Raw genomic sequence first — 26,369 nt, forward strand, 5'->3', positions numbered from 1 at the left:
ACTGTCTGCGGATCAGAAATAGGATCTGCAGACAGCTGAATAGAAGGTTTGTCAGAAAGGAATGGGTGAAACAAATGAAAAAATTAATCAAAGGTGGCAGAGTAGTAGACGGAACAAAAAAACCAGCTTATGCAGCCGATGTATTGGTGGAAAATGACAAGATCGTAAAAATAGGTAATATTGACACAACAGAAGATATGGAAGTGATTGATGCAACAGGGCTGGTAGTAGCTCCTGGATTCATCGATACACACAGCCACAGTGATCTTCAGATTCTGGTAGATCCGGAAGTAAGACCTAAGATCATGCAGGGTATTACAACAGAAGTATTGGGACAGGACGGTATCTCTATGGCACCACTCCCACCACAGTATATCAGTCCATGGAGAAAGAATCTGGCCGGACTGGATGGAGACAGCGATGAGATCGACTGGAACTATCAGACGACAGAAGGATATCTGAAGATGCTGGAGCATGTAAAACCAGGATTAAACGAATGCTATCTGGTTCCGCACGGAAATATTCGTATGGAGGCAATGGGACTGGAAAACCGTCTTCCAAATGAAGAAGAACTGGAAAAGATGCGCCAGATTACCAGACGTGAAATGGAAGCAGGAGCAATCGGTTTATCTACCGGTCTGATCTACATGCCTTGTGCATATTCTGAGTCTAAAGAAATTATTGAAATGTGTAAAGTGGTAGCAGAATATGACGGAAGATTTGTAATCCATCAGAGAAGTGAAGCAGATACTATTCTGGACTCCATGGAAGAAGTTATTAAAATCGGAAGAGAATCTGGTGTAAAGATTCATTATTCACATTTCAAGGTATGTGGTAAGAAAAACTGGGATAAGATTGATGATGTGGTACGTCTTCTGGAAACAGCAGAAAAAGAAGGTATTGATGTATCATTCGACCAGTATCCATACGTGGCAGGAAGCACCATGCTTGGCGTAATTCTTCCTCCTTGGGTACACGATGGCGGAACAGATAAAGTTCTGGAACGTCTGGCTGACAAAGAACTTCGCAAAAAAATGGTTTATGATATTGAACATGGAATTCCAGGATGGGATAACTTCGTAGAGTTTGCAGGTCTGGATAAGATTTTCGTAACCAGTGTAAAGACAGAGAAGAACCAGGATGCAGTAGGTTTAAGCCTGACACAGCTGGGAGAACTTCGCGGAAAAGATCCATATGAAGCAACCTTTGATCTTCTTTATGAAGAAGAAAATGCAGTTGGAATGGTAGACTTCTACGGAACAGAAGAACATGTACAGCTCTTCATGAAACGTCCTGAGATGAATGCCTGCACAGATGGTCTGCTTGGTGGAAAACCACATCCTCGTGTATATGGTGCATTCCCAAGAATCCTGGGAAAATATGTGCGTGAAGACAAAGCTCTGACACTGGAAGAAGCAGTATATAAAATGACAAAGAAACCGGCAACAGCATTTAACATGACAGATCGTGGAGAAATCCGTGAAGGCGCATACGCAGATATCTGTATTTTCAACCCAGATACTGTCATTGACAAAGGAACCTTTACCGATCCGATTCAGTATCCGGAAGGAATTGAATACGTTATGGTAAATGGCGAACTGGCAGTGAAGCACGGAGAACATACCGGTGTAAGAAACGGATCTGTTCTGAAAAAGAAAGGAAAAGAGGTAGTAAAATAATGGCAAAAGAGATTATCGCAACAACCAATGCTCCGGGAGCAGTTGGACCATATGTACAGGCAGTAAAAGTAAACGGGATGGTATATTGTTCTGGACAGCTGGGAATTGACCCTGCTGTTGGAAAAATGCCGGAAGGCGTAGAAGCACAGGCACACTGCTCTATGAAAAACATGGGAGCAATCTTAAAAGAAGCAGGAAGTGATTACAGCAAGATTGTAAAGACCACCATCTTCCTGGCAGACATGAATGATTTTGCAAAAGTAAATGAAATCTACAAATCATACTTTGGTGAAGAATATCCTGCACGTTCCTGTGTACAGGTAGCAAAGCTTCCACTGGGCGGACTGGTAGAAGTAGAATGCATCGCTTACGTATAAAAAGCAATTATCTGACAGTTTTTTATCTACACTCTCAGAAAAAGCCAGTTCCGGTGATAAAAATCATCGGAACCGGCTTTTTTAGCTGCCGGATCATATTCAGATAGTGTAATAATCTGTTCCGTGTTATTTCTCGTAAAATCTGCGTCCGCTCATGGCAGGAATTTGCATGGCAGTACGATACCTGGTAACCAGACGTTTGGAGACATTCGTTCCCTCTGCGGCCAGCAGATCAGAGATCTTCTGATCTGAGTATGGGTGAGATTTATCTTCTTTTTCAATAAAATCACGGATCTTATTTTTCACTTCATCTTTCTGATCCATTCCCTGTACAAAAAAGTAAGAAAGGGGAAATATTCCATACTGACACTGCAGATATTTGTCACGGGCAGCACGGCTGATGACAGATTCATGAACTCCCAGTATGGATGCGGCAGTAGTCTGAAGAAACGTGTGCAGATGACCTGGACCATGTAAAAAGAAATCCTGCTGATGCTCCACGATCAGCTTCCCAAGAGAAAGCAAAGTACCGAACCGATGGCGGATACTAGACTGAATCTGTTCCAGTTCTTCTTTTTTTTTCCTCAGATACCGGGCAGTATCTTCCGTTTTCCCCTCTTTTAACAGCTCCAGATAATAGGAATTCATGCGAAGCGCAGGGATAGAAGAATCATTTAGCAGAATATCAAAGTAACCGTCAAATCGGATAATGACCAGCTCCGGACGGATGTATGGCATATAATGACGGTCACCAAAGGAAGAACCTGGCTTGGGATTCAGAGAGCGGATCAGACTGCAGGCTTCCAGCACCTCTTTTTGCGGCCGATGCAGGGCACGGGCTATAGCCGGGATCTGATTCTTCCCCAGCAGATCAAGATAGTCCTGAACAATCCGCAGAGCCAGCGCCTGATCTGGGGCAATTTTTTTCAACTGAATGGACAGACATTCTCCTAATGTTCTGGCACCAACGCCATCCGGTTCCAGAGTCTGTAAAAGGGCAAGCGCTTCCGCTGCTTCCGTAAGAGAACAGTGGCAGACGCTGGCAATCTCTTCTAATGGTGTGGACAGATAGCCATTGTTCTCCAGACTCTGAATCAGAAAATGCAAAATACGAACCTTTTCATCTGGGAGATCCAGCCCGTTGACCTGAAGAAGCAGAGATTCTTCCAGTGTTTCTGTCATGGCTGTATCCAGATTCCAGGGATCAGATGCCTCCTGCCGTTCCTGCTTTTCATAGACCCGGTTCTGTTCATCCAGTGCATTCAGCCATTCCTTTTTCCGTATATCTTCTTCCGGTGGCTCTTCAAAATCCAGCAGAGGATTCTCCAGTGCCAGATTCTGCAGATATACTTCCAGTTCCATATTATTCATCTGTAAAATCTCAGAAGACTGAATCATCTGGTGAGTGATTGTCTGCTTCTGAGATGGTCGTAATTCCATATTCATAATCAATGCTCCTGTGGAAAAAACATGTTGTCTGTTCTTATAGTATTGTAACACTTCTGCCCATAGAGTGCCAGCAGTTATCGGTACATTACAGTGGAATGAAAAAGTGATTTTTCTGTGAATTCATCAGATATTCACACCTTTTCAGGCGAAAGAATGTTATAATACCCACAGACCAAAACAGAGCCTGTTTCAAACCATGGGATAAGGCATGAAAAAGAAAAGGATCAGACATATGAAAAACAAAAAAAGATGGATGGTATTACTGGCAGCAGGAGTATTGACGGTAAATGGAATGGCTGTGACAGCTGTGGCAGAAGATACCACAGAAAATGCAACAGAAGAAAGTACGGAAGGCTTAACTGTTGATCCGGATGAAGCGGGAGTTACTATGGTGCCGGCCGGGGATTCAGATACTGCAGTATTTGCAGAAGATGGGACACCAGTCAGCAAAACAGCAAAGGCCGGTGAAATGGGATTCCAGGTACAGGATGAATATGAATTCCCTTATATGGGGCTGAACTTTACCCTTCCGGATACTTTGAAAGAGCAGATGGATAGTTCGGATGTACTTATGATGACAGCAGAAGAGTGGACAGAGGATATGAGCGGTCTGGAGTATGCTTTTCTGCATTGGAATAAGTTGACAGATGAACAGAAAGAGGAAGATGTGAATCTGCTGGGAACTGGATATGATGAGTGGCTGGCCAGTATAGAACGTGTTGGCACACTGGGCGTGTATAGTACGGATGTGACAGATAAGCTGGATGAAATCACCGGCTGTACAGAACACAAAGAGCTGGGGACCAGTGCAGACGGAAAGTTCAAATATTATCTCAGTACCAATAAAGATGCAGACAAGGATCTGACAGATGAGATAGAACAGATCAAGACTACGCTTACAGATATGACTCCGTTTAACAATCAGCAATCGGCGTTCGACCTGCCTGTAGAAGGCGCTAATCTGGATGCAGAAAATGTAGGCACGTTTGAGACTGCCGATATTAATGGAAATACGTATACAGAATCCGTATTCAGTGACTATGATCTGACTCTTGTGAATGCATTTACGACCTGGTGTTCCCCATGTGTCAATGAAATGCCGGAACTGGAGCAGCTGTATCAGGATATGAAAGATCAGGGGGGTGGAGTAGTCGGAATGATCATTGATGCTGTCGATGAAGAAGGAAATACGGACGAAGCTGTGCTGGAAAAGGCAAAAGTATTGCAGGAAAAGACAGGTGTGACCTATCCGCTGCTGATCCCGGATGCAGGAAAGCTGAACGGACGTATTCAGGGCTTACAGTCTTTCCCGGAATCTTTCTTTGTGGATAAGAATGGCAATATTGTAAGTGATCCGATTATGGGAAGTAATGATCTGGAAGGGTGGAAAGCTGCGGTAGAAGAACAGCTGAAAGAACTGCAGACCAATCAGTAACTGCCACAGCAGAGGAACAGGAGTATCTATGAAAAAACTGACACAATCAAGAGGAACCGGACTTGCACTGGCAGCGGTGGGCGTCCTGATGATGGCATTTGGAATATACCGTGGAGAAATGATGGTGGTTCTGACAAAAGCTGTAAATATCTGCATGGAGTGTATTGGAATTGGATAAAAACACAAAGATAAAAAACTGGCCGCGCCATACGGTTCAGACGGTATGGGCGGCGTTGACGAACTCACATGTATCTGGTTTTGTAACCGGGAAAATATATACGGGAAAAATGAAAAATGTATGTGTACCTGGTCTGAACTGCTATTCCTGTCCAGGTGCGACGGGTGCCTGTCCCATTGGATCGCTTCAGGCAGTTATTGGAAGCTGGAACTTTAAATTTGCTTATTATGTAGTGGGATTTCTGATTTTTGTGGGAGCACTGCTTGGAAGACTGGTTTGTGGTTTCCTGTGTCCATTTGGACTGATTCAGGATCTGTTGAATAAGATCCCGTTTCCGAAAAAGATTCGGACGTTTCGTGGGGATAAAGTACTGAGAAAGCTGAAGTATGTGATTTTTCTGGTATTTGTCATCATCCTGCCAATGTTTGTGACCGATATCATGGGACAGGGAGCACCATATTTCTGTAAGCTGATCTGTCCGGCCGGAACATTGGAAGGGGGACTGCCACTGGTGTTGCTGAATAAGGCTATGCGTGGTGCAATCGGATGGCTGTATATATGGAAAAATGCAATTCTGATTGTGACAATAGTATTGTCTGTGATCATATATCGACCATTTTGCAGATACATTTGTCCACTGGGGGCATTTTACTCCATATTCAATAAGGTATCCGTTTATCGTTATCATGTAGATATGGAAAAATGCGTTCATTGTGGAAAATGCGCAAAAGTCTGTCAGATGGAAGTGAATCCGGTGGAAGATGCGAACAGCTTAGAATGTATTCGTTGCGGACGCTGCAGACAGGCATGCCCGGTACAGGCAATCAGTTGCGGATTACGAAAGCAGTGATAATAAAAAAGTATAGTAAAAGCGCCAGCTTATGCCAGTGTCGTTTGGATAAGAATGACATTTGGTTTATGCCGGTGCTTTTTTCTTTATTAAGGTAATAATGACTAAAAACAGAAGCAGTCAGTCCGAAAGATTATGTAAAAGAGAAGGGAAGATTTTTCTTGTGTGCAGTAGAATGTGGGAGTATAATAAAAGCGGTATTTTTGCATAAGTTTAAAAACTGTAATAGAATGATCGGCAAAGCAGACGAAAGTCTGCGACGCAAAGCTACAGGGCCTGTAAAATGGCAGCCAGTTACATGAAATGATGTGCACTGTCTGTTTGACAGTCTGAAGCTCACACCACTTTTATGTGATGTGAGCTTCTTTTTGTTTATCTTAAATTAAAAAAGTTGTATTAAGAGCGTATAAATGATAAAATAATTATATATAATATATAATATATTATCTAATTTGAATGAAAATCGATTATTTTAGATAAAATATTATCCAAATAAGGAGGGTGATATGGAGAAGTTTATATGGGAAACAGCAGAGGAACTTGATCAGAAACTTGCACAGAGAGTGCAGAATATCAGGAAGCGTCGTTCTATCTCCCAGGAGAAGCTGGCTTCTATGAGTGGGGTGAGCTATGGTTCGATTAAAAGGTTTGAGACTTCAGGGCAGATTTCACTGATATCCCTCACGAAGATCGCTATGGCACTGGATATAGCGGATGATATCAGAAATCTTTTTGCGACGGTACCTTACAGGGATATTCAGGAGGTCATAAATGAGACAAAATAATGCATTGCAGGTATACTATGATGAAAGACATGTAGGAACACTGGCAATGACAGCTGACCATAAAGTGGCATTTCAATATTGTGAAGAATGGTTGGAAAATGGTTTCTCTATTAGTCCATTTTCATTGCCTTTAAAAAAACAAGTATTTATTCCAACAAAAGATTATTTTGATGGACTTTTTGGCGTTTTTGCAGATAGTCTTCCAGATAACTGGGGACGATTATTATTAAATCGAGTACTTCGAGAACATAAACAGAACCTGGATGAACTGACAGTTCTGGATCGATTGGCGATAGTTGGAAAGTCTGGAATGGGAGCATTGACATATTATCCGGAAAAAAGTTTTTCAGAGCAGCAAAAGCCTGTGAATCTGGATGAACTGGTAGAAGAGTGTGCGAAGATACTGAATACAGAATACTCAGATAAACTGGATGAATTGTATCGCCTTGGTGGCACCAGTGGAGGTGCCAGACCCAAAATTATGACGACAATTGATCGAAAACAGTGGATTATAAAATTTCCTGCGCATGTAGATGGAAAAGATGCAGGAAAGATGGAGTACGATTATTCCTGCTGCGCAAGACAATGTGGCATTACAATGAGTGAAACGAAACTTTTTCCATCAGATATATGTAAGGGGTATTTTGGAATCAGTCGATTCGACAGAGAGGCTGATGGAAAAAGACTTCATATGCTGACGGCAGCAGCACTTCTGGAACTGGATTTTGAACAGCCAAGTCTGGATTATCATAGTTTGATGAAACTTACAAAGATTTTGACCAGAGATAATAAAGAAGATGTGGAGAATATGTTCCGCCGCATGTGTTTTAATGTGTTTGCACATAACCGGGATGATCATTCAAAGAACTTCACATATTTATATGACGAAATAAATGAGCAATGGAGATTGAGCCCGGCATATGACCTTACTTACAGTAATACGTATTACGGGGAACATACGACCACAGTTGATGGAAACGGACGAAATCCAGGCAGGAAGGAACTTCTGGCAGTAGGTATTGCAGCGGGAATGCGAAAGAGCAATTGTGAAAGAATTATAGACACCATACAGGCATGCGTTTCGCAGATGCTCGGGGAATATTTGTAACATTCACAAAAAATCTTTGTGGATTTCAGAATTTGTTTCTCAGCTTTCGGTATTCTCTTGGAGAATATCCTTTCAGCTTGTGAAAAAGCCGGCTGAAATAAAGCTGGTTATCATATCCGACAATCTTAGAAATCTCATTGATGGAATAAGTTGTTGTTTCAAGTAACATCTGAGCATTGTTGATGCGGATTCCCACAATGAATTGCATTGGTGTAGAACCGGTATATTTTTTGAAATTTCGGATAAACCAGCTGACACTCATGCCTCGTGAGGCAGCATAATCATCAATATTGATATTTTGATTGTAGTTTTCACTGAAAAAGGTAACAGCATTATCCATCTCATGATCAAGATATTCATTTTTTAATATGTGCTCTCTTGTCAGTTCCCGGTGGAAACTAATCAGAAGATGACGTAGCAAAAGGACAAGCATTTCCTCATAATTATCTTGACAGCGTTGGAGCTCGATAATGATACGTTTGAAAATATGTTCATATTCATTAGATGTACCCACTTGAAAGACACGTTCTTTATCCGGAAACCCATATTGACGTAAGATATTTTTCACATTGCTTCCTGTGAAGTGAATCCAGTATACTTCTGTCTTATCTTCTCCGTAATATTCATATTTCTGAAGTTCTTTCGGTCTGTAAAGTACAATGTTGCCGGCTGGAACAATCGTTTCGTTATTTACATTATCAAAATGAAAATGCCCACAACCTGCGGTAATATATATGATCTGATAGTCAAGACGTCCTCTTGGACGGTAGGTTGGGAGCTTGGGATGACTGGAAAGGCGGTAAGTACCACAGCTACCTACAATCAGTGGAAGACTTTTGTCTTTGAAATCTATATGTGAGTGATTTAGATAACCATTATTCATATACATGGAGCAGCACCTCTTTTCATGCTTTTTATTATTGTATCATTTAGTGCATGTTTTGTCTAATCAAATTCATAGACATATTTTGCGGATTGGGATAAGATAGATTTAGAAAAACAAAGAAACGTAAATATAAAAGTAAAGAACAATATTTGCTACAGGGTAACTAAGTACAAAAAAATGTATATATATTGAAGGAGAGGTATTTATGATTGTACCACGTTATTATGAGAATTTAAGTGTGCTGCACGAAAACACAATGCCAGCCAGAGCCTATTATATTCCGGCATCCAAAAGAATGGATAGCCTGGTGGAACACAGAGAAGAATCAGATCGTATGCAGTTATTGAACGGAACCTGGAAGTTCCAGTATTTTAACAGCATCTATGACATGCAGGAAACTTTCTTTGAGAAAAATTATGATACAGAAAATTTTGATGAGATTCAGGTTCCAAGTGTATGGCAGATGGCAGGATATGATACGCACCAGTATACAAACATCCGGTATCCGTTTCCGTTTGATCCACCATATGTGCCACAGGATATTCCATGTGGAGCCTATGTACATAATTTTGAGTACAGCAGAGATGAGAAAGCATCAAAAGCTTTTTTGAACTTTGAAGGAGTAGACAGCTGCTTTTATGTATGGATCAATGGCTCTTACATAGGATACAGCCAGGTTTCACATATGACCAGTGAGTTTGATGTTACCGATGTACTTCAGGATGGAACGAATACGGTGGCAGTATTGGTAATGAAGTGGTGTGATGGTTCCTATTTGGAAGATCAGGACAAATTCCGTATGAGTGGTATTTTCCGGGATGTGTACATTTTGAAACGCCCGAAACAGGCAATCAGTGATTACCATATTAAAACAAGAATTGAGGATATGCTTGCGAAAGTAGAAATTGAAATGAAATTCTACTCTCCGTTAAATGTAAAAATTTCGATTGAAGATAGAAACGGAGCAGTTGTAGCACTAGGAAGTATTGCTGAAGAAGGAACAGCTGTATTAGAAATCGCAAGTCCTGAACTTTGGAATACAGAAAATCCATATCTATATAAACTGATTCTTGAAACAGAGAATGAAGTAATTGTAGACCACATTGCATTAAGAAAGATAGAGATTAAAGACCAGGTCATTTACCTAAATGGACAGAAGATTAAATTCCGTGGTGTCAATCGACATGATTCCGATCCGGTTACTGGATTTACAATCAGTCCGGAACAGATTACAACCGATCTTACGTTAATGAAGCAGCATAATTTTAATGCGATCCGTTCCAGCCACTATCCGAATGCACCATTTTTCTATGAAATGTGTGACAAGTATGGATTCATGGTGATAGATGAAGCAGATATTGAAGCTCATGGTCCATTTATGATCTACAGAAAAGAAGACACCGATTACAATCGGTTCAAACGATGGAATGAGAAGATTGCAGATGATCCGGTATGGGAAGAGGCAATCGTTGATCGTGTAAAACTCATGGTGGAACGTGACAAAAACCGTTTCTGTATTGTTATGTGGTCAATGGGAAATGAGAGTGCTTATGGCTGTAACTTTGAAAAAGCATTGGAATGGACAAAGAATTTTGATCCAGACCGCATCACACAATATGAGAGCGCAAGATACCGTAATTATGATGAAACATATGATTACAGCAATCTGGATGTGTACAGCCGGATGTACCCGGCACTTTCTGAAATTCAGGAATATCTGGATAGAGATGGAAGCAAACCTTTCCTTTTGGTAGAGTACTGTCACAGTATGGGAAACGGACCTGGAGATTTTGAGGATTACTTCCAGATGATTCAGGATAATGATAAAATGTGCGGCGGCTTTGTCTGGGAATGGTGTGACCATGCGATTGCTCATGGAACTGCTGAGAATGGAAAGACCATATATGCTTATGGGGGCGACCATGGCGAAGAAATTCATGATGGCAACTTCTGTATGGATGGATTAGTATATCCGGACAGAACGATACACACAGGACTTTTGGAATACAAGAATGTTTATCGCCCGGCAAGGGTTATTTCCTATGACAAAGAAAGTGGAGAACTGGTGCTTCATAACTACATGGATTTTGATGACTTGAAAGATTATGTGAAGATCAGTTATGAACTGACACAGGACGGGCTTGTAATCAGTAAAGGTAAACTTCCAGAAGTTTCAGCAGCACCACACAGTGATGGAAAAATAAACCTTAAAATCAATGTGCCAGAGAGTGGAAAATGTTATTTAAAATTTATTTACTATCTGAAAAAGGAATTGCCACTGTTGGATGAAGACCATATTCTTGGATTCGATGAAATTGAGGTAAGCAAAGACGGTGCAAAATGTAAACTTGCTGAGAAATGGCTACAAAAAACAGCAGTGGACTCTGAATTACAGGTAAATGAAAATGATACACAGATTCATATCAAGGGGCGTGAATTTGCTTATACCATAGACAAACGTACTGCACTCTTTACAGAGATGAAATTCGCAGGGCGGGAATACTTGAACCATCCGATGGAATTAAATATTTGGAGAGCTCCAACAGATAACGATATGTACATCAAGTCTGAATGGAAGAAATCCCACTATGATAAAGCTTATACAAGAGCTTACACGACAGAGGTCGTGCAGGAAAAACATGGTGTGAAAATTACAAGCCATGCATCCGTTGTGGCAGAGACAGTCCAGAAGATTCTTGATGTGACGATTACATGGAAAATAGAAGCTGCTGGAAAGATTGATGCAGATATTGCAGTAACAAAAGACGATGAATTTCCGGATCTGCCAAGATTTGGTGTGAGGATGTTCCTGGATAAAAAACTTTCAGCTGCAAGATACTTTGGAATGGGACCACAGGAAAGCTATTGTGATAAACATCAGGCTGCGAGCCACGGCTTGTATCATGCAAATGTAGACGATTTGCATGAGGATTATATTCGCCCACAGGAAAATGGAAGCCATTATGATTGTGAATATGTAGAGCTTAATAACAGCCGATATGGAATTGTGGTATCCGCGGAAAATGCCTTCTCATTCAATGCTTCTTATTATACACAGGAAGAACTTGAGAAGAAAACACATAATTATGAACTGACAGAATCCGATAGCGTAGTATTTTGCGTTGACTACGCATTAAATGGCATTGGTTCTAATAGTTGTGGTCCAGTTGTATTGGATCAGTACCGATTTGATGATGTATTATTCCGGTTCCAGTTTACACTGATACCGTATGTAAAGGGATAATAAAGTTTCATGTAACCCGTAAACAAGGAAGGATAGTCTGATTGTAATGTAAAGTCCGGATATACAGAGCAATCAGACAAAAACAGAGAAAAAATTAGAATTAGACATTATACGGTTAGACATATTGAGATTCTAAGTGCGATGAAGAGGAGGAGCAAAGAAATTCGATGGAAGAAAAAAAGTATTTGAAATGGTATAACAAAATTGGATATGGATCAGGTGATATTGCAGGTAATGTAGTCTATGCGTTCCTGACATCTTTCATGATGGTCTATCTGACGGACTCAGTAGGACTTGCTGCAGGTGTTGTAGGTACCCTGATTGCCGTATCAAAACTATTTGATGGTTTTACGGATATATTTTTTGGATCAATGATTGACAAAACACACAGTAAAATGGGAAAAGCGAAGCCATGGATGCTATACGGATATATTGGTTGTGCCATTACGCTGGTCTGCTGCTTTGCAGTACCAGTCAGTTTGGGAACAACAGCTAAATATGCATGGTTCTTTATTTCTTATACACTGTTAAATGGTGTGTTTTATACAGCAAACAATATTGCATACTCAGCACTTACGTCACTGATTACAAAGAACAGCAAAGAGCGTGTGCAGATGGGATCTTACCGTTTTATTTTTGCATTTTCAACAAGTCTTCTGATTCAGGCGATTACAGTTGGATTTGTAGATAAATGTGGTGGAGATGCTGCGGCATGGAGAACGGTTGCTATTATCTATGCAATCATTGGTCTTGTTGTAAATACGATTTCAGCACTTTCTGTTAAGGAACTTCCTGAGGAAGAACTTAACGAAGGAGAAGTAAAGGATGATAATGAAAAGTACGGAATGGTACAGGCATTCAAGCTTCTTGTTAAAAACAAATATTACATGATGATTTGTGGAACCTATATTTTACAGCAGTTATATGGTGCCATGATTGGAGCTGGCATTTATTACATGACATGGGTACTGAAAAATAAGAATTTGTTTGGACAATTTGCATGGGCAGTAAATATTCCACTGATCATTGCCCTGATTTTCACACCGACATTAGTTGGTAAGTGGAAAGGTATGTACAAACTGAACTTAAGAGGTTATGTTTTAGCAGTCATCGGTAGAGCACTTGTTGTTGTTGCCGGATATATGGGCAGTGTTCCGCTGATGATGGCGTTTACAGCTCTTGCAGCATTAGGTCAGGGACCATGGCAGGGAGATATGAATGCAGTTATCGCATCCTGCTCTGAATACACTTATCTTACACAGGGAAAGAGAATTGACGGAACGATGTACTCTTGTACTTCTCTTGGTGTAAAAATTGGTGGAGGTATTGGAACCGCTGTTGTTGGATGGATGCTTGAGTTCAGTGGATATGTCGGAACAAATGCAACTCAGCCGCAGTCTGCACTTGATATGATGCAGTTTATGTATCTTTGGCTTCCGTTAATCTTTGATGTATTGATTATGTTTGTACTTTCAAGAATGAATGTAGAAGATGCAAATAAAAAACTGAAAGCAGAAAAAGGAATTGCTGCAGATGAAATAACAGATGCATCAGACATAAATTAGAATTGACAGGAGAAAGCGTTGTCTGATTGTTGTTCGATGAGACAGTGCTTTTTCTATATATAAGGTGATCGGGGTGGTATTATGGAAATAAAAAAAACAATCGAATTATTGAATGGAACTTTTTTCGACAATAAATTAACAGAATTATATGTTGATTTGAACCGGATTCCATATGAGAAGGAACGATATCGGAAAGCAATCGACAGTTACAAGACATTTTTTGGTGAAGGTGAAATAGAGATATTCAGTGCACCTGGAAGAAGTGAAATAGGAGGGAACCATACGGACCATCAGCATGGGGAGGTACTGGCCGCATCCATTAACAATGATGCAATTGCAGTTGCAAGAAAACTGGATGAGCCGATTGTAAAAGTGATGTCAGATGGATATAGTGGTATGATTATCATTCAGCTGGATGAGCTGGCGAAAAAAACAGAAGAAGAAGGTACCACGAATGCACTCATCCGTGGTGTACTTGCCAAGATGAAAATGGATGGTCATGCAATTGGAGGATTTCAGGCATATGTGACCAGTGAGGTGTTGATTGGTGCAGGTCTTTCTTCCTCAGCTGCTTTTGAAACACTTATTGGAACGATTCTTTCCTATATGTACAATGGTGGTGAAGTTAATCCGATAGAAATTGCCAAGATTGGTCAGTATGCAGAAAATGTGTATTTCGGAAAACCATGTGGTTTAATGGATCAAATGGCATGTTCAGTAGGAAGTCTGATACATATTGATTTTGCAGATCCGGAAAATCCGATTGTGGAACAGTTGAAGTTTGATTTGAATACATATGGATATAGTTTATGCATTACAGATACGAAAGGCACTCACGCAGATTTAACCCCAGACTATGCAGCAATTCCACAGGAAATGAAAAAGGCAGCGGAATGTTTTGGAAAAAACTTTTTAGGAGAGGTATCCAAGGAAGAGATTATCAATAATATCACACAGATACGTGACTGTGCTGGTGATCGTGCTGCACTCAGGGCATTACACTTTGTATGCGAAAATGAGCGCGTCAAAGAGGAAGTAGATGCACTAAGGAAGAATAATTTTCCACAATTTCTGACCAAAGTGAAAGAATCCGGAGATTCTTCTTTTAAATACCTTCAGAACGTATATACATGTCACGATGTGCAACATCAGAATGTGTCTATTGCATTGGCATTAAGTGACGTGATGTTTGGAGAAAAAGGCGTGTGCAGAGTGCATGGAGGAGGATTTGCAGGAACTATACAGGCATTTGTTCCCAATTATCTGGTGTCTAACTATCAAAAAGAGATGGATAAGATATTTGGAAACGGTTCCTGTGAAGTATTAAAAATTCGTAAGTATGGTGGCATAAAAGTTTTATAATCATAAAAACAAAGAAAAGGAGAAATGATCTGTGAGTAGCATTTTAGTATTGGGCGGAGCAGGTTATATCGGTTCTCATACTGTATATGAGCTGATTTCTGAACTGGTGGCTTATGGACTAGAAAATGGACTAATAGATGATGCAGATAAAGTGTATGTTACAAACGGCTTATTGGAATTGTTTCAAAGGCAAGATTATCAAGAACCGGAGAAACTAGGAAAACCGAGAAAATTACAGCTCGTTTTGGATGATTTGTTAGAGTATGCGTTGTCACAGGGAATTCTTGAAGATGATACAGTGACAATGAGGGATCTTCTCGATACAAAGATCATGGGTATTTTAACACCTGCTCCGTCCGTGGTGAGAAAAATTTTTGAAGAAAAATATCAGGTATCCCCAAAGGCAGCAACTGAATTTTATTATCATTTCAGCCAGGCTACAAACTATATCCGCACAGATCGGATTATAAAGGATGAAAAGTGGGAGACTGATACAGAATTTGGCAAGATGGATATCACAATTAACTTGTCAAAACCAGAAAAAGATCCAAGGGATATTGCAAAAGCTGGAACTGCAAAAAAATCTGGATATCCGGCGTGCCTGCTCTGCAGGGAAAACGAAGGGTATGCAGGTCACCTCTCACATCCAGCAAGACAAAACCACAGGATTATACCAATTACTCTGTGTGGAGAACAGTATTATTTGCAGTATTCACCATATGTGTATTATAATGAACATTGCATTATATTTAATAAGAATCATATTCCGATGGCAATTAATGAGATAACTTTTCATAAACTCCTTGATTTTGTTAAGCAGTTTCCGCATTATATGGCAGGTTCCAATGCAGATCTGCCAATCGTAGGAGGGTCTATTTTGAGTCATGATCATTTTCAGGGTGGCAGTTATGTCTTTGCTATGGCAAAAGCTCCTTATGAACAGGAATTTGACTTAGAGAGATATCCAGATATACATGCAGGAATTGTAAAGTGGCCGATGTCAGTGATCCGTTTGCAGGGGAGAGCAATGGATAGTATTGTAGCGGCTGCAAATCATATCCTTACGAAGTGGCGTGGATATTCGGATCCAGAAGTTAATATTTTCAGTGAAACGGATGGTATTCCACACAATACAATTACGCCGATTGCAAGGATGCGTGGAGATTTGTATGAACTGGATTTGGTTTTGCGTAATAATATCACAACTGTTGATTGTCCTCTCGGACTTTTCCATCCGCATGCTGAGTATCACCATATCAAAAAGGAAAATATTGGACTGATTGAAGTTATGGGACTGGCTGTATTACCTGCCAGATTGAAGAAAGAGATGGTAGAACTAGAACAGGCAATTCTGAATCATGAAGACCTGAGACAGAATGAAACAATGGCTGCCCATGCTGAATGGGCAGAGGGATGGATGCCAAAATATAAGATTACAGATAGTAATATTCATTCTATCATACAGAAAGAAATTGGAATTGTGTTTGCGAAAGTTCTGGAGGATGCAGGCGTTTACAAGAGAACAGATGAAGGGAAAGCTGCATTCAAAAGATTTATTGAAAGTTTATAAAAAAAGGACCACTTCATTTTTGTGAAATGGCCTTAAGAAAATATTCAGTTTTCACAAAATAGTCCTTTTAGTATTTATACATGGTAAGGATGCTCAAAATATTCAGTGTAGAATACTAAAAGGTCATTCAGATATTTTTTTAGGTTGCTCATTTGCAATTCCTCCTTTCCTTATTTACAAGTTGATTATAAGATAGGTGTAAAAGGATTGCTTGCTAAATCGAAAGAAGATATAGACAAATGTTGCAAAGGGGAGTATTTCATGCAGTTAAAATATGTTGACACAAAAGAGGAGATCATAGCAATAAATAGGAAGTCAAAACATATTGAACCACATCTTCATAATGCATTGGAGATCGTTTGTGTAACAAGTGGAGCATTAGAGCTTGGTGTCGGACAGGAACTATATCATATGGATAAAGGAGATATAGGCTTTGTATTTCCAGATGTTATTCATCACTATCAGGTACTGACACCCGGTGTAAATAAAGCAACTTATCTGATTGCATCGCCATTTACGATTGCCAAATTTGCAGATATCATGCAATCCATGGCTCCTGAATACCCGATCATCAAAGCGGAAAAGGTTGAACCGGAGGTATATAGGGTTATAAATGCGATTTTAGAGACAGAACAGTCGGATATTACTGTTGCACAGGCATATCTTCAAATTGTGTTGGCACGCTGCATAGGAAAATTAAATTTGGTAGAAAAGAGTAATGTGGGGAGCAACGATCTTATTTATCAGACAGTTTCCTATATATCAGCAAATTTTAAGAAGAAATTTTCGTTGGAAGAGATGGCAAAAGATCTGGGGGTGAGCAAATATGTTTTATCCAGGATCTTTTCCAAAACATTCCATAAAAACTTTAATCAATATCTTAACGATGCAAGGCTGAACCATGCATGCCATCGTTTGGAAAATACAAGTGATTCTATTACAAACATTTGTCTGGATAGTGGATTTGAAAGTCAGAGGACATTTAACCGAGTATTTAAAGAAAGATATAAAATATCACCGAGTGATTATCGGAGTACTTGTGTGAAAGAGATGTTGTCATAAAAGGTTCTGTTGGTAGAAATATTTACTTCGATTTTACAGTACTATGTATTTGATTTTATGTGTGGATGATATTAGTTAAAGTCAGGAGAACCGGGAAAATGCAAAAGAATTTGTCGTAAAAATGTGGTCAAATCAAGAAACCTCCGTGCAAAAGCAAGTGAAAAAACCCCGTGAAGCTGTGAGATACGCCATGCACAGCTCGGGAAAGAATTCCCTCGCTGTAGGGCTGTCGCCCTATAAAATAGCAAAAAAGACGTCCTCGCAAGTAAACTTGCAGGGCGTCTTTTTTCACCATTTTGCATGGCTTATAGCGTTCACAAAATCTTCACAAAATAATTAGCACTCACCTCTTGACAGTGCTAACAATGCGTGTTATATTACAAATAGAACAAAGGAAGAGAGATAAAAGAAAAGGTATTCCAGATGTTCGAAGAACTAGAAATGATAATACAGCAGACTGGATCGTGAAGATCCAGGGAGCTTTTGAAAGGAGATATGACTTATGTTAATGCCTAGTATTTTTGGAGAAAACTTATTTGATGATTTCTTTACACCATTCTATTATGATGACAAAGATGAGAAGAAAGTGGAAAAGAAGCTGTACGGTAGAAGAGCACAGAATCTCCTGAAGACAGATATTAAGGAAAAACCGGAAGGTTATGAACTGATTGTTGATGTTCCTGGCTTCAAGAAAGAGGAAGTCAAAGTTGCATTGAAAGATGGTTACTTAACTGTCAGTGCAGCAAAAGGTCTGGATGAAGACGATGAAGATAAGAAGGGACACTACATCAGACGTGAACGTTACGCAGGAGCCTGCGAGCGAAGCTTTTATGTAGGCGAAGAAGTGACTCAGGAAGACATTAAAGGTGAATACAAACATGGTATCCTGAAGCTTTTCGTTCCGAAGAAGGAAGCGAAACCGGCAGCCAGTGACCCGAAGTATATTACTATTGAGGGCTGATCCGACTAATGCTACTGAAACGGATATAAAAGGGTGGCGTCCCGGAAGGGACGCTGCCTGAAACAAGAATTTTATTGTAATCATTTGACATAAATAACAGAATTTGACAGCAAAGGAGAGATGACTTATGATGATGCCTAGTATTTTTGGAGAAAACTTATTTGATGATGTATGGGATAATTTCCCATTTAACAGTGAACAGCTGTGGGGTAAGAAGAATCCTCTGTATGGAAAACATGCACAGAACATGATGAAGACAGATATCCGTGAAACGGATAAAAGCTATGAACTGGATGTCGATCTTCCGGGATTTAAGAAAGACGAGATTCAGGTACAGCTGAAAGATGGTTATCTGGTACTTTCTGCTGCAAAGGGACTGGATAAAGATGAAAAAGATAAAGAAGGTAATTATATCAGGCGTGAACGCTATGCGGGCAGCATGAGCCGAAGCTTTTATGTAGGCGATGCAGTAAGCGAAGAAGACATTCATGCAAAATATGAAGATGGTATTCTGAAACTGTCCGTGCCAAAGAAAGCACCTGAGAAAATAGAAAAAGATGGTTATATTGCCATTGAAGGTTAAGGAAATCTCCTTATAGTCGCCGGGACTTATTTTAAGCCCCGGCTTTTTTAGTGTTCCTGAATAATTTAGACTATTTATAACTACCGTATTTCAGCAAAGCATTGTACATGGCATCGATATTTTCTTCTTTGGCAATATCAATAGAACCGTTGCAGTCAAAGATATAACCGCCACCTGGCATACAGATATCCAGCAATTTTTTCACTTCTTCGGTTACCTGCTCTGGTGTACCCATCTCCAGAAGATAAGCAGAGAGATTTCCTACGATACAGGAGTTGCCGCCAACGATCTCCTTTGCTTTTTTCATATCTACGGTTTCGAAATGAATCATGCATTTACCCTTTGGCAGATCCCGGAGCTGTTCCAGACGGGTATTGTATTTGCCCTCGGTATAGAGATAAGGGGTTACATCCATATCCACCAGTGCGTTGATGATTTTCTTAAATGGTTTCCAATAGAATATCATGATCCGCAGCGGAAATATCCAAAGACTGTGTGATGCCAGTCTGCAGTTTTTTCACAATCCTCTGTTTGTCCATGATGACCAGTTCTTTGAGATCGCCTGCCCGGATTTGAGACCGGAGATGATTCAGTGGACAAAGGACAAATATACCGGTAACAATATTACACCGATGGATGCAATTAATGAGTTTCGCACTTCGTCGGAATACCGTTATACTATGACCACCCGTGGAGCACAGATTTTCCCGGATCATCTGAGAGGATACCGGGATATTTATGTGAATCTCTGGAATACCAGCGGCCGGTATATGGGGCGGCTGGTGATCTGTGAACTGGATACGGCAATTAAACCAGGGCAGATGAAAGCAGCAGAGTATCTGGCAGAATTCATTGTACGGGCCATGAACTATAAGCATCAGAACAACCGTACCTATGATCAGATTCTGGTAAATCTGTTAGAAGATCTGGTAAATGAAAAAAATCACAGCCAGGAGGAGGTCAGTGAACGAATCACTCTGATGGGGTGGAATCTGACTGACCCTTATGTGGCGGTATGCCTGTCACTGGAAGAACGTGTGGATACACTGCATACGTCCATCAGCCTGTGCAATGAGATTGAGAGCAATATTCACGGCAGCAAAGCTTTTGTACATCAGGGGCATATCGGGATTCTGATTAATCTGAAAATGAACCGAAACGATACATCCGAACTGGGCGTGGTAGTACGGGAGGGATTATTTAAAGCCGGAGTCAGTAATGTGATGAACAATATTATGGAATTACCGACCTATTATTTTCAGGCAGTCATAGCTCTTGGTCATTGCCGGAAGAGCGGCGGTATGCGTTGGTCATATCATTTTGATGAGGCATCACTGGATTTTATTCTGGATGCGTACCAGTCCAGGATGCCGATTATCTATGCCTGCTCAGACTGTCTTTTTATATTATGGAAAAAATAAATAAAACGATTTTGTTCACATAAATTTCAAAAATATGTTTTCGTGATTCGTTGACAACAGAAAAAACACGTGTTATATTACAAATAGAACAGAAAGAGCCTATGTGATTATGACATGCAGGAGGTGAGATGCATGAGCGAAAAGAGAGATTACTATGAAGTACTTGGAATCAGTCGCAGCGCAGATTCCGCTGCGATAAAAAAAGCATATAGGAAACTGGCGAAAAAATATCACCCGGATAACAATGCAGGAAATCCGGCAGCAGAAGAAAAGTTTAAGGAGATCGCAGAAGCATATGATGTCCTGAGTGATCCAGAGAAGAAGAAACTGTATGATCAGTTTGGGCATGCTGCGTTTGATCAGAATGGAGCACCGGGAGGCGGTGCCGAGGGATACCAGGATTTCACGGGAGGTAATGGTGGATACCGGGAGTATCATTATGAAGGTAATATGGATGATCTGTTTGGAGATATGTTCAAGAATGCTTTTCATGGCAGAGGATCCGGATCGAGACGGTCTGCAAGGGGCAGCAGTATGCATTTCGGAGGATTTGACTGGGGTGACCATATGAATTTTGGCGGCGGAAGCAGCTGGGATGGAGCTGGCTTTGACAGTGGATACGGCCCGCAGAAGGGAGCAGATCTGAATGCGGAAGTGACAGTTGGATTTGAAGATGCTGTTTTTGGCTGCGACAAGGTGATTTCTCTGAAGAATCCAGATGGAACTCAGCATTCCCTTCAGGTGCACATTCCGGCAGGTATCGATACCGGCAAGTTGATTCGTCTGCGAGGTAAAGGAATGCCGGGAAGCAACGGCGAGGCAGGAGATCTGCTTTTGAAAGTCAATGTGCAGAGTAAGTCTGGATATGAACGAAAAGGACAGGATCTGTATACGACAGTGAACATTCCATATACAACCGCTGTCTTTGGCGGTGAAGCGAGAGTACAGACTCTGTATGGCGATGTGATCTGCAAGATCAAAGAGGGAACACAGTCTGGCACGAAGATCCGTTTGCGGGGCAAGGGAATTGTGTCTATGAAGAATCCATCCGTTCATGGAGATCAGTATGTGACGGTACAGATTGATGTGCCAAAGCACCTGAGCCGGGAGGCCAGACAAAAGCTGATGGAATATAAACAGGTCTGTTAAGCCAGGAAAGCAGGGATTTGCGGTAGACAAAATGAAAAGAGTTTCGTATAATACAAAGTAGATGTGTATTTGGAATATTTACGGCTTCCAGATGCTACAACGTAGCAATGTAGTATCGGAAGCCGCTTTTTTGACAGTTATAAATGAAAGAAGATTATCAGATGACTAGACAGGAAGCAGAAAAAGAGATGGAGTACTACCGGAAGATTTTTTCGGTGGTGAGATTGCTGGGCGAGGAAGATATGAAAGCACTGGAAAAGGGACGTCTGACAGGAACGGTATCAGACTGTTGTCAGTGCTATAAGTTCTGGAAGAAGGACATCCTCTGTGAGAACTGCATTTCTTTAAAGGTATGGAAGGAAAAGACAGAGCGGACAAAGCTGGAGTTTCAGGGAGATGATATCTATCAGGTAATATCCAGATATGTGGAGATTGATGGAAAACCATACGTTATGGAACTGGTTAAGAAGATGTATGAAGATTCTCTGCTGGATGCCGATGGAAGAAGGAAGCTGGCTGGTAAGCTCTCAGGATATAATGATGAGCTTTACAAAGATGCAATGACCGGAGCTTATAACCGTCGTTACTTTGAAGATGAATTAAAAGGCAGAACTGATCTGGCAGGTGTAGCCATGATCGATATGGATGATTTTAAACTTTGCAATGATACCTGTGGACACAATGCAGGCGATATTGCGTTGGAGACTATGGTGAAGGTGATTCGGAAGTTTATCCGAAAGACGGATGTGCTGGTACGTTATGGAGGAGATGAGTTCCTGCTTCTGATGTATGATGTGACGGAAGAGGTCTTTGATGAGAAGCTTCATCAGATACAGAAGCAGATCAGCGAAGCTGCCGTGCCCGGGTATTCCAATCTGCATCTTTCGGTCAGCATAGGCGGACTGGTGTCGGCGAATGAACCACTGGATCGTGCGGTAGACCGTGCAGATCAACTGATGTATCAGGCAAAGAGCAGTAAGAATATGGTCGTGACAGAGATGTCACCATTGCCGGGTAATCAGAACAGCGAAGGTATCCACACCAGACTGCGTTCTCAGATTTTGCTTGTAGATGATTCTGAGATAAACAGGGAACTGCTCTCGGCTATGTTGGAGAATGAATTCGATATTCTGGAGGCAGAGAACGGAGAACAGTGCATGGAAATGCTTTCCCAGTACGGAACCGGGATCTCACTGGTGCTTCTGGATATTGTCATGCCGAAAATGAATGGATTTGAAGTTCTGTCTGCGATGAATCGAAAGCATTTGATTAATGATATTCCGGTTATTATGATTTCCAGTGAGGATAGTCAGAATACGATTCGGAGAGCTTATGAACTGGGAGTTTCTGACTATATCAATCGCCCGTTTGATGCCAGAATCGTATATCGCCGTGTATATAATACGATTAAGCTGTATGCCAAGCAGAGAAGGCTGACCAGGCTGATCAGCGACCAGAACTATGAAAAAGAGAAAAACAATAAGATGATGGTCAGCATCCTCAGTCATATTGTGGAGTTTCGAAATGGAGAAAGTGGTCAGCATGTTCTTCATATTAATATACTGACAGAACGCCTTCTGGAGCGTCTGGTAGAAAAAACAGGCAAATACAATCTGACGGCAGCAGATCGAAGCCTGATTACCACTGCTTCATCGCTTCATGACATTGGAAAGATCGGTATCGATGATAAGATTCTGAATAAACCGGGGAAACTGACGAAGGAAGAATTCGAGATTATGAAGACGCATACGCTGATCGGTGCAGATATGCTGGAAAGTATGGGAATCTATCAGAATGAAAAATTGATTAAGATTGCCTGTCAGATTTGCCGCTGGCACCATGAACGCTATGATGGCAGGGGATATCCGGATGGTTTGAAGGGGGAAGAGATTCCGATTGCAGCGCAGGTGGTTTCACTGGCTGATGTCTATGATGCATTGAGCAGCGAACGAGTATATAAAAAGGCTTTTTCTCATGAAAAGACTATGGAAATGATACTCGCAGGGGAGTGTGGACAGTTCAATCCACTGCTTTTGGAGTGTCTGAAGGATATTCAGGACGAATTGAGAGAAGATCTGAAGAAGACGACACTGGCCTAACCAGAGACTCCTGATAAAAGTGTGAGTGCAGAGAAGAAGCATGAGACTGTATCAGAAAGAGATGAAAAGAAAATGGCAGAATTATCCGTTTCGTACCGTATCAGGGCTGCCTTTCCGGTATGAACTGAAGCGTGGAAGAAATGGAAAACTGAACAGGGAACTGATGATTGACCGGAGAGAGGGCAGTAAAAGCCTGACCTGGAGTTCTTTCCGTACAGCATTGAGTACTTTGAAAGATATATTTGAAGAAGAGATGTTGCGAAAGCAAGACCAGCCTTGACAGAAAAAGATTCCTGTGTTAGCCTAAAAGCAAATGGAAACGCATGGATGAAGAGAGTACATTTATACGGGACATTACAGAGAATTCCCACAGGCTGAGAGGGATATGCACCGATAGATGGAAAATGGCTTCGGAGCGGCGCACCGACTATGAAGACCGGGGTGATGAGGTCCTGATATAGGCTGCGACAGGATCGCCTGTTATAGCGGAAGGGTGTAGACGCACCCGCAGAGGTTCATACTGCGAGGTATGGATAAAGTGAAGTGGTAACACGGGTATTGACCTGTCTTCTCGGTTTGAGAAGATGGGTTTTTTATTTCATAGATCTTAGTCATGGAAGGAGATTAAAAATGGAAAAGAAAAAGTTTTATATGACCACTGCCATTGCTTATGCATCTGGCAAACCACATATCGGCAACACATACGAGATTATTCTGGCAGATGCCATTGCCCGTTACAAGAGAGCACAGGGCTATGATGTATTTTTACAGACCGGTACAGACGAACATGGTCAGAAGATCGAACTGAAGGCAGAAGAAGCAGGTATCACACCAAAGGAATATGTAGACAAAGTCGCAGGAGAGATCAGGAGAATATGGGATCTGGTAGATACCTCTTATGATAAGTTTATCCGAACCACAGATGAAGATCATGAAAAACAGGTTCAGAAGATATTCAGGAAGATGTATGACAAGGGAGATATCTACAAAGGATATTATGAAGGAATGTACTGTACCCCTTGTGAATCCTTTTTTACGGAATCTCAGCTGGTAGATGGCAAATGTCCGGACTGTGGCCGTGAAGTAACCCCGGCAAAGGAAGAAGCATATTTCTTTAAGATGAGCAAATATGCAGACAGGCTGATTGAACATATCAACACCCATCCGGAATTTATTCAGCCGGTATCCAGAAAGAATGAAATGATGAACAACTTCCTGCTTCCAGGACTGCAGGATCTGTGTGTATCCAGAACCTCTTTCAAATGGGGCATTCCGGTTGACTTTGATCCGAAGCATGTTACTTATGTATGGCTGGATGCGCTGACCAACTACATCACCGGTATCGGCTATGACTGTGACGGCAACAGCACTGAACAGTTCAAAAAAGACTGGCCGGCAGATCTGCACCTGATCGGTAAGGATATCATTCGTTTCCATACGATTTACTGGCCGATCTTCCTGATGTCACTGGATCTGCCATTACCAAAGCAGGTATTTGGACATCCATGGCTGCTGCAGGGTGACGGCAAGATGAGTAAGTCCAAAGGAAATGTGATCTATGCAGATGATCTGGTAGATTTCTTTGGTGTGGACGCAGTCCGTTACTTCGTACTTCACGAAATGCCATTTGAAAACGATGGTGTCATTACCTGGGAACTGATGGTAGAACGTCTGAACTCCGATCTGGCCAATACCCTGGGAAATCTGGTAAACAGAACCATCTCTATGTCTAATAAATACTTTGGCGGCGTCGTTGCCAATAAGGGTTTGACAGAGCCGGTAGATGAAGAACTGAAGGCAGTTGCACTGGCCACACCGGGTAAAGTAACTGAGAAGATGGAACAGCTTCGTGTAGCAGATGCCATCAGCGAGATTTTTGTATTGTTCAAACGCTGCAACAAATATATTGATGAGACGATGCCATGGGCTCTGGCAAAAGAGGAAAGCAAGCAGGATCGTCTGGCAACTGTTCTGTACAATCTGGTAGAGAGCATTGCCATCGGTGCAGAACTTCTGGAATCCTTCATGCCTGGAACATCTAAGAAGATTCTGGCACAGCTGAATGCACAGAAGAGAGGTCTGGAACAGATGAACCAGTTTGGTCTCTACGAGAGTGGAACAAAAGTAACAGACAAACCAGAGATCCTTTTTGCAAGACTGGATCTGAAGGAAGTAATGGAAAAGGTAGAAGTGCTCCAGGCAGCACAGAAGGCAGTTTCCGGACAGCAGGAAAAGCCGGAAGAACCAGTCATCGATATCGAACCAAAGGCAGAGATCACCTTTGAAGACTTTGAAAAAATGCAGTTCCAGGTTGGCGAGATCATTGCCTGCGAACCAGTAAAGAAGTCTAAAAAGCTCCTTTGCAGCCAGGTGAAGATCGGAAGCCAGGTAAAACAGATCGTATCCGGTATTAAAGCACATTACAGTGCAGAAGAAATGGTTGGAAAGAAGGTCATGGTACTGGTAAATCTGAAACCTGCGAAACTGGCAGGTGTGCTGTCTGAAGGTATGATTCTCTGTGCAGAAGATGAGAACGGAGAACTGGCATTGATGGTGCCGGATAAGAAGATGCCTGCAGGTGCAGAAATCTGTTAGTTAGGAGTTAT

The 26,369-nt window shown here is 41.3% G+C and carries 22 protein-coding genes and 1 riboswitch; of the genes, 19 read left to right on the forward strand and 3 right to left on the reverse strand.

Features of this window, described 5'->3' with window-relative positions; all coding sequences use genetic code 11:
- Positions 1–74: 74 nt before the first annotated feature.
- Together OCV47_RS06395 and OCV47_RS06400 are read left to right on the forward strand one after the other, a co-directional pair.
- A complete protein-coding gene (locus OCV47_RS06395) occupies positions 75–1,679 on the forward strand; it encodes an N-acyl-D-amino-acid deacylase family protein (protein WP_262654401.1) in 1,605 nt (534 codons plus the stop codon).
- Positions 1,679–2,056: a RidA family protein gene (locus OCV47_RS06400; protein WP_117448303.1), complete on the forward strand. Its 378-nt coding sequence runs from the start codon at positions 1,679–1,681 to the stop codon at positions 2,054–2,056. The genes OCV47_RS06395 and OCV47_RS06400 overlap by 1 nt, the downstream gene beginning before the upstream one ends.
- A 126-nt stretch (positions 2,057–2,182) precedes the next feature.
- Here the strand turns inward: OCV47_RS06400 and rpoN are convergent, their stop codons facing one another.
- Positions 2,183–3,502, reverse strand: a complete 1,320-nt coding sequence (gene rpoN / locus OCV47_RS06405) for an RNA polymerase factor sigma-54 (RefSeq protein WP_262654402.1) — start codon at positions 3,500–3,502, stop codon at positions 2,183–2,185.
- 235 nt (positions 3,503–3,737) lie between these two features.
- Here rpoN and OCV47_RS06410 point away from each other — a divergent pair, with 235 nt between their 5' ends.
- The 5 genes from OCV47_RS06410 to OCV47_RS06430 all read left to right on the forward strand — a co-directional run bounded on the left by OCV47_RS06410 (position 3,738) and on the right by OCV47_RS06430 (position 7,861).
- Complete coding sequence (locus tag OCV47_RS06410; protein ID WP_262654403.1) at positions 3,738–4,940, forward strand: TlpA disulfide reductase family protein; 1,203 nt, start codon at positions 3,738–3,740, stop codon at positions 4,938–4,940.
- Positions 4,941–4,968: 28 nt separating this feature from the next.
- Positions 4,969–5,118, forward strand: a complete 150-nt coding sequence (locus OCV47_RS06415; RefSeq protein ID WP_256297821.1) for a CD1871A family CXXC motif-containing protein — start codon at positions 4,969–4,971, stop codon at positions 5,116–5,118.
- Positions 5,111–5,968: a 4Fe-4S binding protein gene (locus OCV47_RS06420; protein ID WP_117448299.1), complete on the forward strand. Its 858-nt coding sequence runs from the start codon at positions 5,111–5,113 to the stop codon at positions 5,966–5,968. The genes OCV47_RS06415 and OCV47_RS06420 overlap by 8 nt, the downstream gene beginning before the upstream one ends.
- A 226-nt stretch (positions 5,969–6,194) precedes the next feature.
- A riboswitch (cyclic di-GMP riboswitch) is annotated at positions 6,195–6,270 on the forward strand.
- A 204-nt stretch (positions 6,271–6,474) separates the two neighbouring features.
- A complete protein-coding gene (locus OCV47_RS06425) occupies positions 6,475–6,753 on the forward strand; it encodes a helix-turn-helix domain-containing protein (RefSeq protein WP_262654404.1) in 279 nt (92 codons plus the stop codon).
- Positions 6,740–7,861, forward strand: a complete 1,122-nt coding sequence (locus OCV47_RS06430) for a type II toxin-antitoxin system HipA family toxin (protein WP_262654405.1) — start codon at positions 6,740–6,742, stop codon at positions 7,859–7,861. The genes OCV47_RS06425 and OCV47_RS06430 overlap by 14 nt, the downstream gene beginning before the upstream one ends.
- Positions 7,862–7,886: 25 nt before the next feature.
- Here OCV47_RS06430 and OCV47_RS06435 read toward each other — a convergent pair whose 3' ends face one another.
- Positions 7,887–8,750 (reverse strand): AraC family transcriptional regulator, encoded by an 864-nt coding sequence (locus OCV47_RS06435; RefSeq protein WP_262654406.1) that lies wholly within the window; start codon positions 8,748–8,750, stop codon positions 7,887–7,889.
- Between the two features lie 202 nt (positions 8,751–8,952).
- On the opposite strand from OCV47_RS06435, the gene OCV47_RS06440 reads away from it, so the two are divergent.
- The 7 genes from OCV47_RS06440 to OCV47_RS06470 all read left to right on the forward strand — a co-directional run bounded on the left by OCV47_RS06440 (position 8,953) and on the right by OCV47_RS06470 (position 19,094).
- Positions 8,953–11,991: a glycoside hydrolase family 2 TIM barrel-domain containing protein gene (locus tag OCV47_RS06440; RefSeq protein WP_262654407.1), complete on the forward strand. Its 3,039-nt coding sequence runs from the start codon at positions 8,953–8,955 to the stop codon at positions 11,989–11,991.
- Between the two features lie 167 nt (positions 11,992–12,158).
- On the forward strand, positions 12,159–13,556 hold the full coding sequence (locus OCV47_RS06445) for an MFS transporter (protein ID WP_262654408.1): 1,398 nt from the start codon (positions 12,159–12,161) through the stop codon (positions 13,554–13,556).
- 81 nt (positions 13,557–13,637) lie between these two features.
- Positions 13,638–14,918: a galactokinase gene (locus tag OCV47_RS06450; protein WP_262654409.1), complete on the forward strand. Its 1,281-nt coding sequence runs from the start codon at positions 13,638–13,640 to the stop codon at positions 14,916–14,918.
- A 31-nt stretch (positions 14,919–14,949) separates the two neighbouring features.
- Positions 14,950–16,488 carry a UDP-glucose--hexose-1-phosphate uridylyltransferase gene (galT, locus tag OCV47_RS06455; RefSeq protein WP_331481242.1) on the forward strand — a complete coding sequence of 513 codons (1,539 nt, stop codon included), beginning with the start codon at positions 14,950–14,952 and terminating at the stop codon, positions 16,486–16,488.
- 261 nt (positions 16,489–16,749) lie between these two features.
- Positions 16,750–17,550 carry a helix-turn-helix domain-containing protein gene (locus tag OCV47_RS06460; protein ID WP_262654410.1) on the forward strand — a complete coding sequence of 267 codons (801 nt, stop codon included), beginning with the start codon at positions 16,750–16,752 and terminating at the stop codon, positions 17,548–17,550.
- Between the two features lie 502 nt (positions 17,551–18,052).
- Positions 18,053–18,511: an Hsp20/alpha crystallin family protein gene (locus OCV47_RS06465; protein WP_256299894.1), complete on the forward strand. Its 459-nt coding sequence runs from the start codon at positions 18,053–18,055 to the stop codon at positions 18,509–18,511.
- Positions 18,512–18,638: 127 nt separating this feature from the next.
- Complete coding sequence (locus OCV47_RS06470; protein ID WP_262654411.1) at positions 18,639–19,094, forward strand: Hsp20/alpha crystallin family protein; 456 nt, start codon at positions 18,639–18,641, stop codon at positions 19,092–19,094.
- A 70-nt stretch (positions 19,095–19,164) separates the two neighbouring features.
- Here the strand turns inward: OCV47_RS06470 and OCV47_RS06475 are convergent, their stop codons facing one another.
- Entirely contained in the window at positions 19,165–19,560 is a 396-nt protein-coding gene (locus OCV47_RS06475; RefSeq protein WP_256299897.1) for a uroporphyrinogen decarboxylase family protein, read from the reverse strand.
- Between OCV47_RS06475 and OCV47_RS06480 the strand changes: the two genes are divergently transcribed.
- The 5 genes from OCV47_RS06480 to metG all read left to right on the forward strand — a co-directional run bounded on the left by OCV47_RS06480 (position 19,559) and on the right by metG (position 26,358).
- Positions 19,559–20,515 (forward strand): hypothetical protein, encoded by a 957-nt coding sequence (locus tag OCV47_RS06480; protein WP_262654412.1) that lies wholly within the window; start codon positions 19,559–19,561, stop codon positions 20,513–20,515. The two genes, OCV47_RS06475 and OCV47_RS06480, sit on opposite strands and share 2 nt — an antisense overlap.
- A gap of 132 nt (positions 20,516–20,647) precedes the next feature.
- Complete coding sequence (locus tag OCV47_RS06485) at positions 20,648–21,664, forward strand: DnaJ C-terminal domain-containing protein (protein WP_262654413.1); 1,017 nt, start codon at positions 20,648–20,650, stop codon at positions 21,662–21,664.
- A 161-nt stretch (positions 21,665–21,825) separates the two neighbouring features.
- A complete protein-coding gene (locus OCV47_RS06490; protein WP_317244142.1) occupies positions 21,826–23,763 on the forward strand; it encodes a diguanylate cyclase domain-containing protein in 1,938 nt (645 codons plus the stop codon).
- Between the two features lie 40 nt (positions 23,764–23,803).
- Positions 23,804–24,043, forward strand: a complete 240-nt coding sequence (locus tag OCV47_RS06495) for a hypothetical protein (RefSeq protein WP_262654415.1) — start codon at positions 23,804–23,806, stop codon at positions 24,041–24,043.
- Between the two features lie 350 nt (positions 24,044–24,393).
- A complete protein-coding gene (gene metG, locus OCV47_RS06500) occupies positions 24,394–26,358 on the forward strand; it encodes a methionine--tRNA ligase (protein WP_262654416.1) in 1,965 nt (654 codons plus the stop codon).
- Positions 26,359–26,369: the final 11 nt, after the last annotated feature.

The organism is Muricoprocola aceti, from assembly GCF_025567005.1.
In the GTDB taxonomy this organism is placed as follows: Bacteria; Bacillota; Clostridia; order Lachnospirales; family Lachnospiraceae; genus Marvinbryantia; species Marvinbryantia aceti.

Bases quoted from the DNA above. Each gene is read 5' to 3' on its own strand.
- OCV47_RS06415 (WP_256297821.1), top strand. From the start codon at position 4,969: ATGAAAAAACTGACACAATCAAGAGGAACCGGACTTGCACTGGCAGCG.
- OCV47_RS06410 (WP_262654403.1), top strand. From the start codon at position 3,738: ATGAAAAACAAAAAAAGATGGATGGTATTACTGGCAGCAGGAGTATTG.
- metG (WP_262654416.1), top strand. From the start codon at position 24,394: ATGGAAAAGAAAAAGTTTTATATGACCACTGCCATTGCTTATGCATCT.
- OCV47_RS06445 (WP_262654408.1), top strand. From the start codon at position 12,159: ATGGAAGAAAAAAAGTATTTGAAATGGTATAACAAAATTGGATATGGA.
- OCV47_RS06435 (WP_262654406.1), bottom strand. From the start codon at position 8,750: ATGTATATGAATAATGGTTATCTAAATCACTCACATATAGATTTCAAA.
- OCV47_RS06465 (WP_256299894.1), top strand. From the start codon at position 18,053: ATGTTAATGCCTAGTATTTTTGGAGAAAACTTATTTGATGATTTCTTT.
- OCV47_RS06395 (WP_262654401.1), top strand. From the start codon at position 75: ATGAAAAAATTAATCAAAGGTGGCAGAGTAGTAGACGGAACAAAAAAA.
- OCV47_RS06425 (WP_262654404.1), top strand. From the start codon at position 6,475: ATGGAGAAGTTTATATGGGAAACAGCAGAGGAACTTGATCAGAAACTT.
- OCV47_RS06470 (WP_262654411.1), top strand. From the start codon at position 18,639: ATGATGATGCCTAGTATTTTTGGAGAAAACTTATTTGATGATGTATGG.
- OCV47_RS06450 (WP_262654409.1), top strand. From the start codon at position 13,638: ATGGAAATAAAAAAAACAATCGAATTATTGAATGGAACTTTTTTCGAC.
- OCV47_RS06485 (WP_262654413.1), top strand. From the start codon at position 20,648: ATGAGCGAAAAGAGAGATTACTATGAAGTACTTGGAATCAGTCGCAGC.
- OCV47_RS06475 (WP_256299897.1), bottom strand. From the start codon at position 19,560: ATGATATTCTATTGGAAACCATTTAAGAAAATCATCAACGCACTGGTG.
- OCV47_RS06440 (WP_262654407.1), top strand. From the start codon at position 8,953: ATGATTGTACCACGTTATTATGAGAATTTAAGTGTGCTGCACGAAAAC.
- rpoN (WP_262654402.1), bottom strand. From the start codon at position 3,502: ATGAATATGGAATTACGACCATCTCAGAAGCAGACAATCACTCACCAG.
- OCV47_RS06490 (WP_317244142.1), top strand. From the start codon at position 21,826: ATGACTAGACAGGAAGCAGAAAAAGAGATGGAGTACTACCGGAAGATT.
- OCV47_RS06430 (WP_262654405.1), top strand. From the start codon at position 6,740: ATGAGACAAAATAATGCATTGCAGGTATACTATGATGAAAGACATGTA.
- OCV47_RS06400 (WP_117448303.1), top strand. From the start codon at position 1,679: ATGGCAAAAGAGATTATCGCAACAACCAATGCTCCGGGAGCAGTTGGA.
- OCV47_RS06460 (WP_262654410.1), top strand. From the start codon at position 16,750: ATGCAGTTAAAATATGTTGACACAAAAGAGGAGATCATAGCAATAAAT.
- OCV47_RS06495 (WP_262654415.1), top strand. From the start codon at position 23,804: ATGAGACTGTATCAGAAAGAGATGAAAAGAAAATGGCAGAATTATCCG.
- OCV47_RS06480 (WP_262654412.1), top strand. From the start codon at position 19,559: ATGATCCGCAGCGGAAATATCCAAAGACTGTGTGATGCCAGTCTGCAG.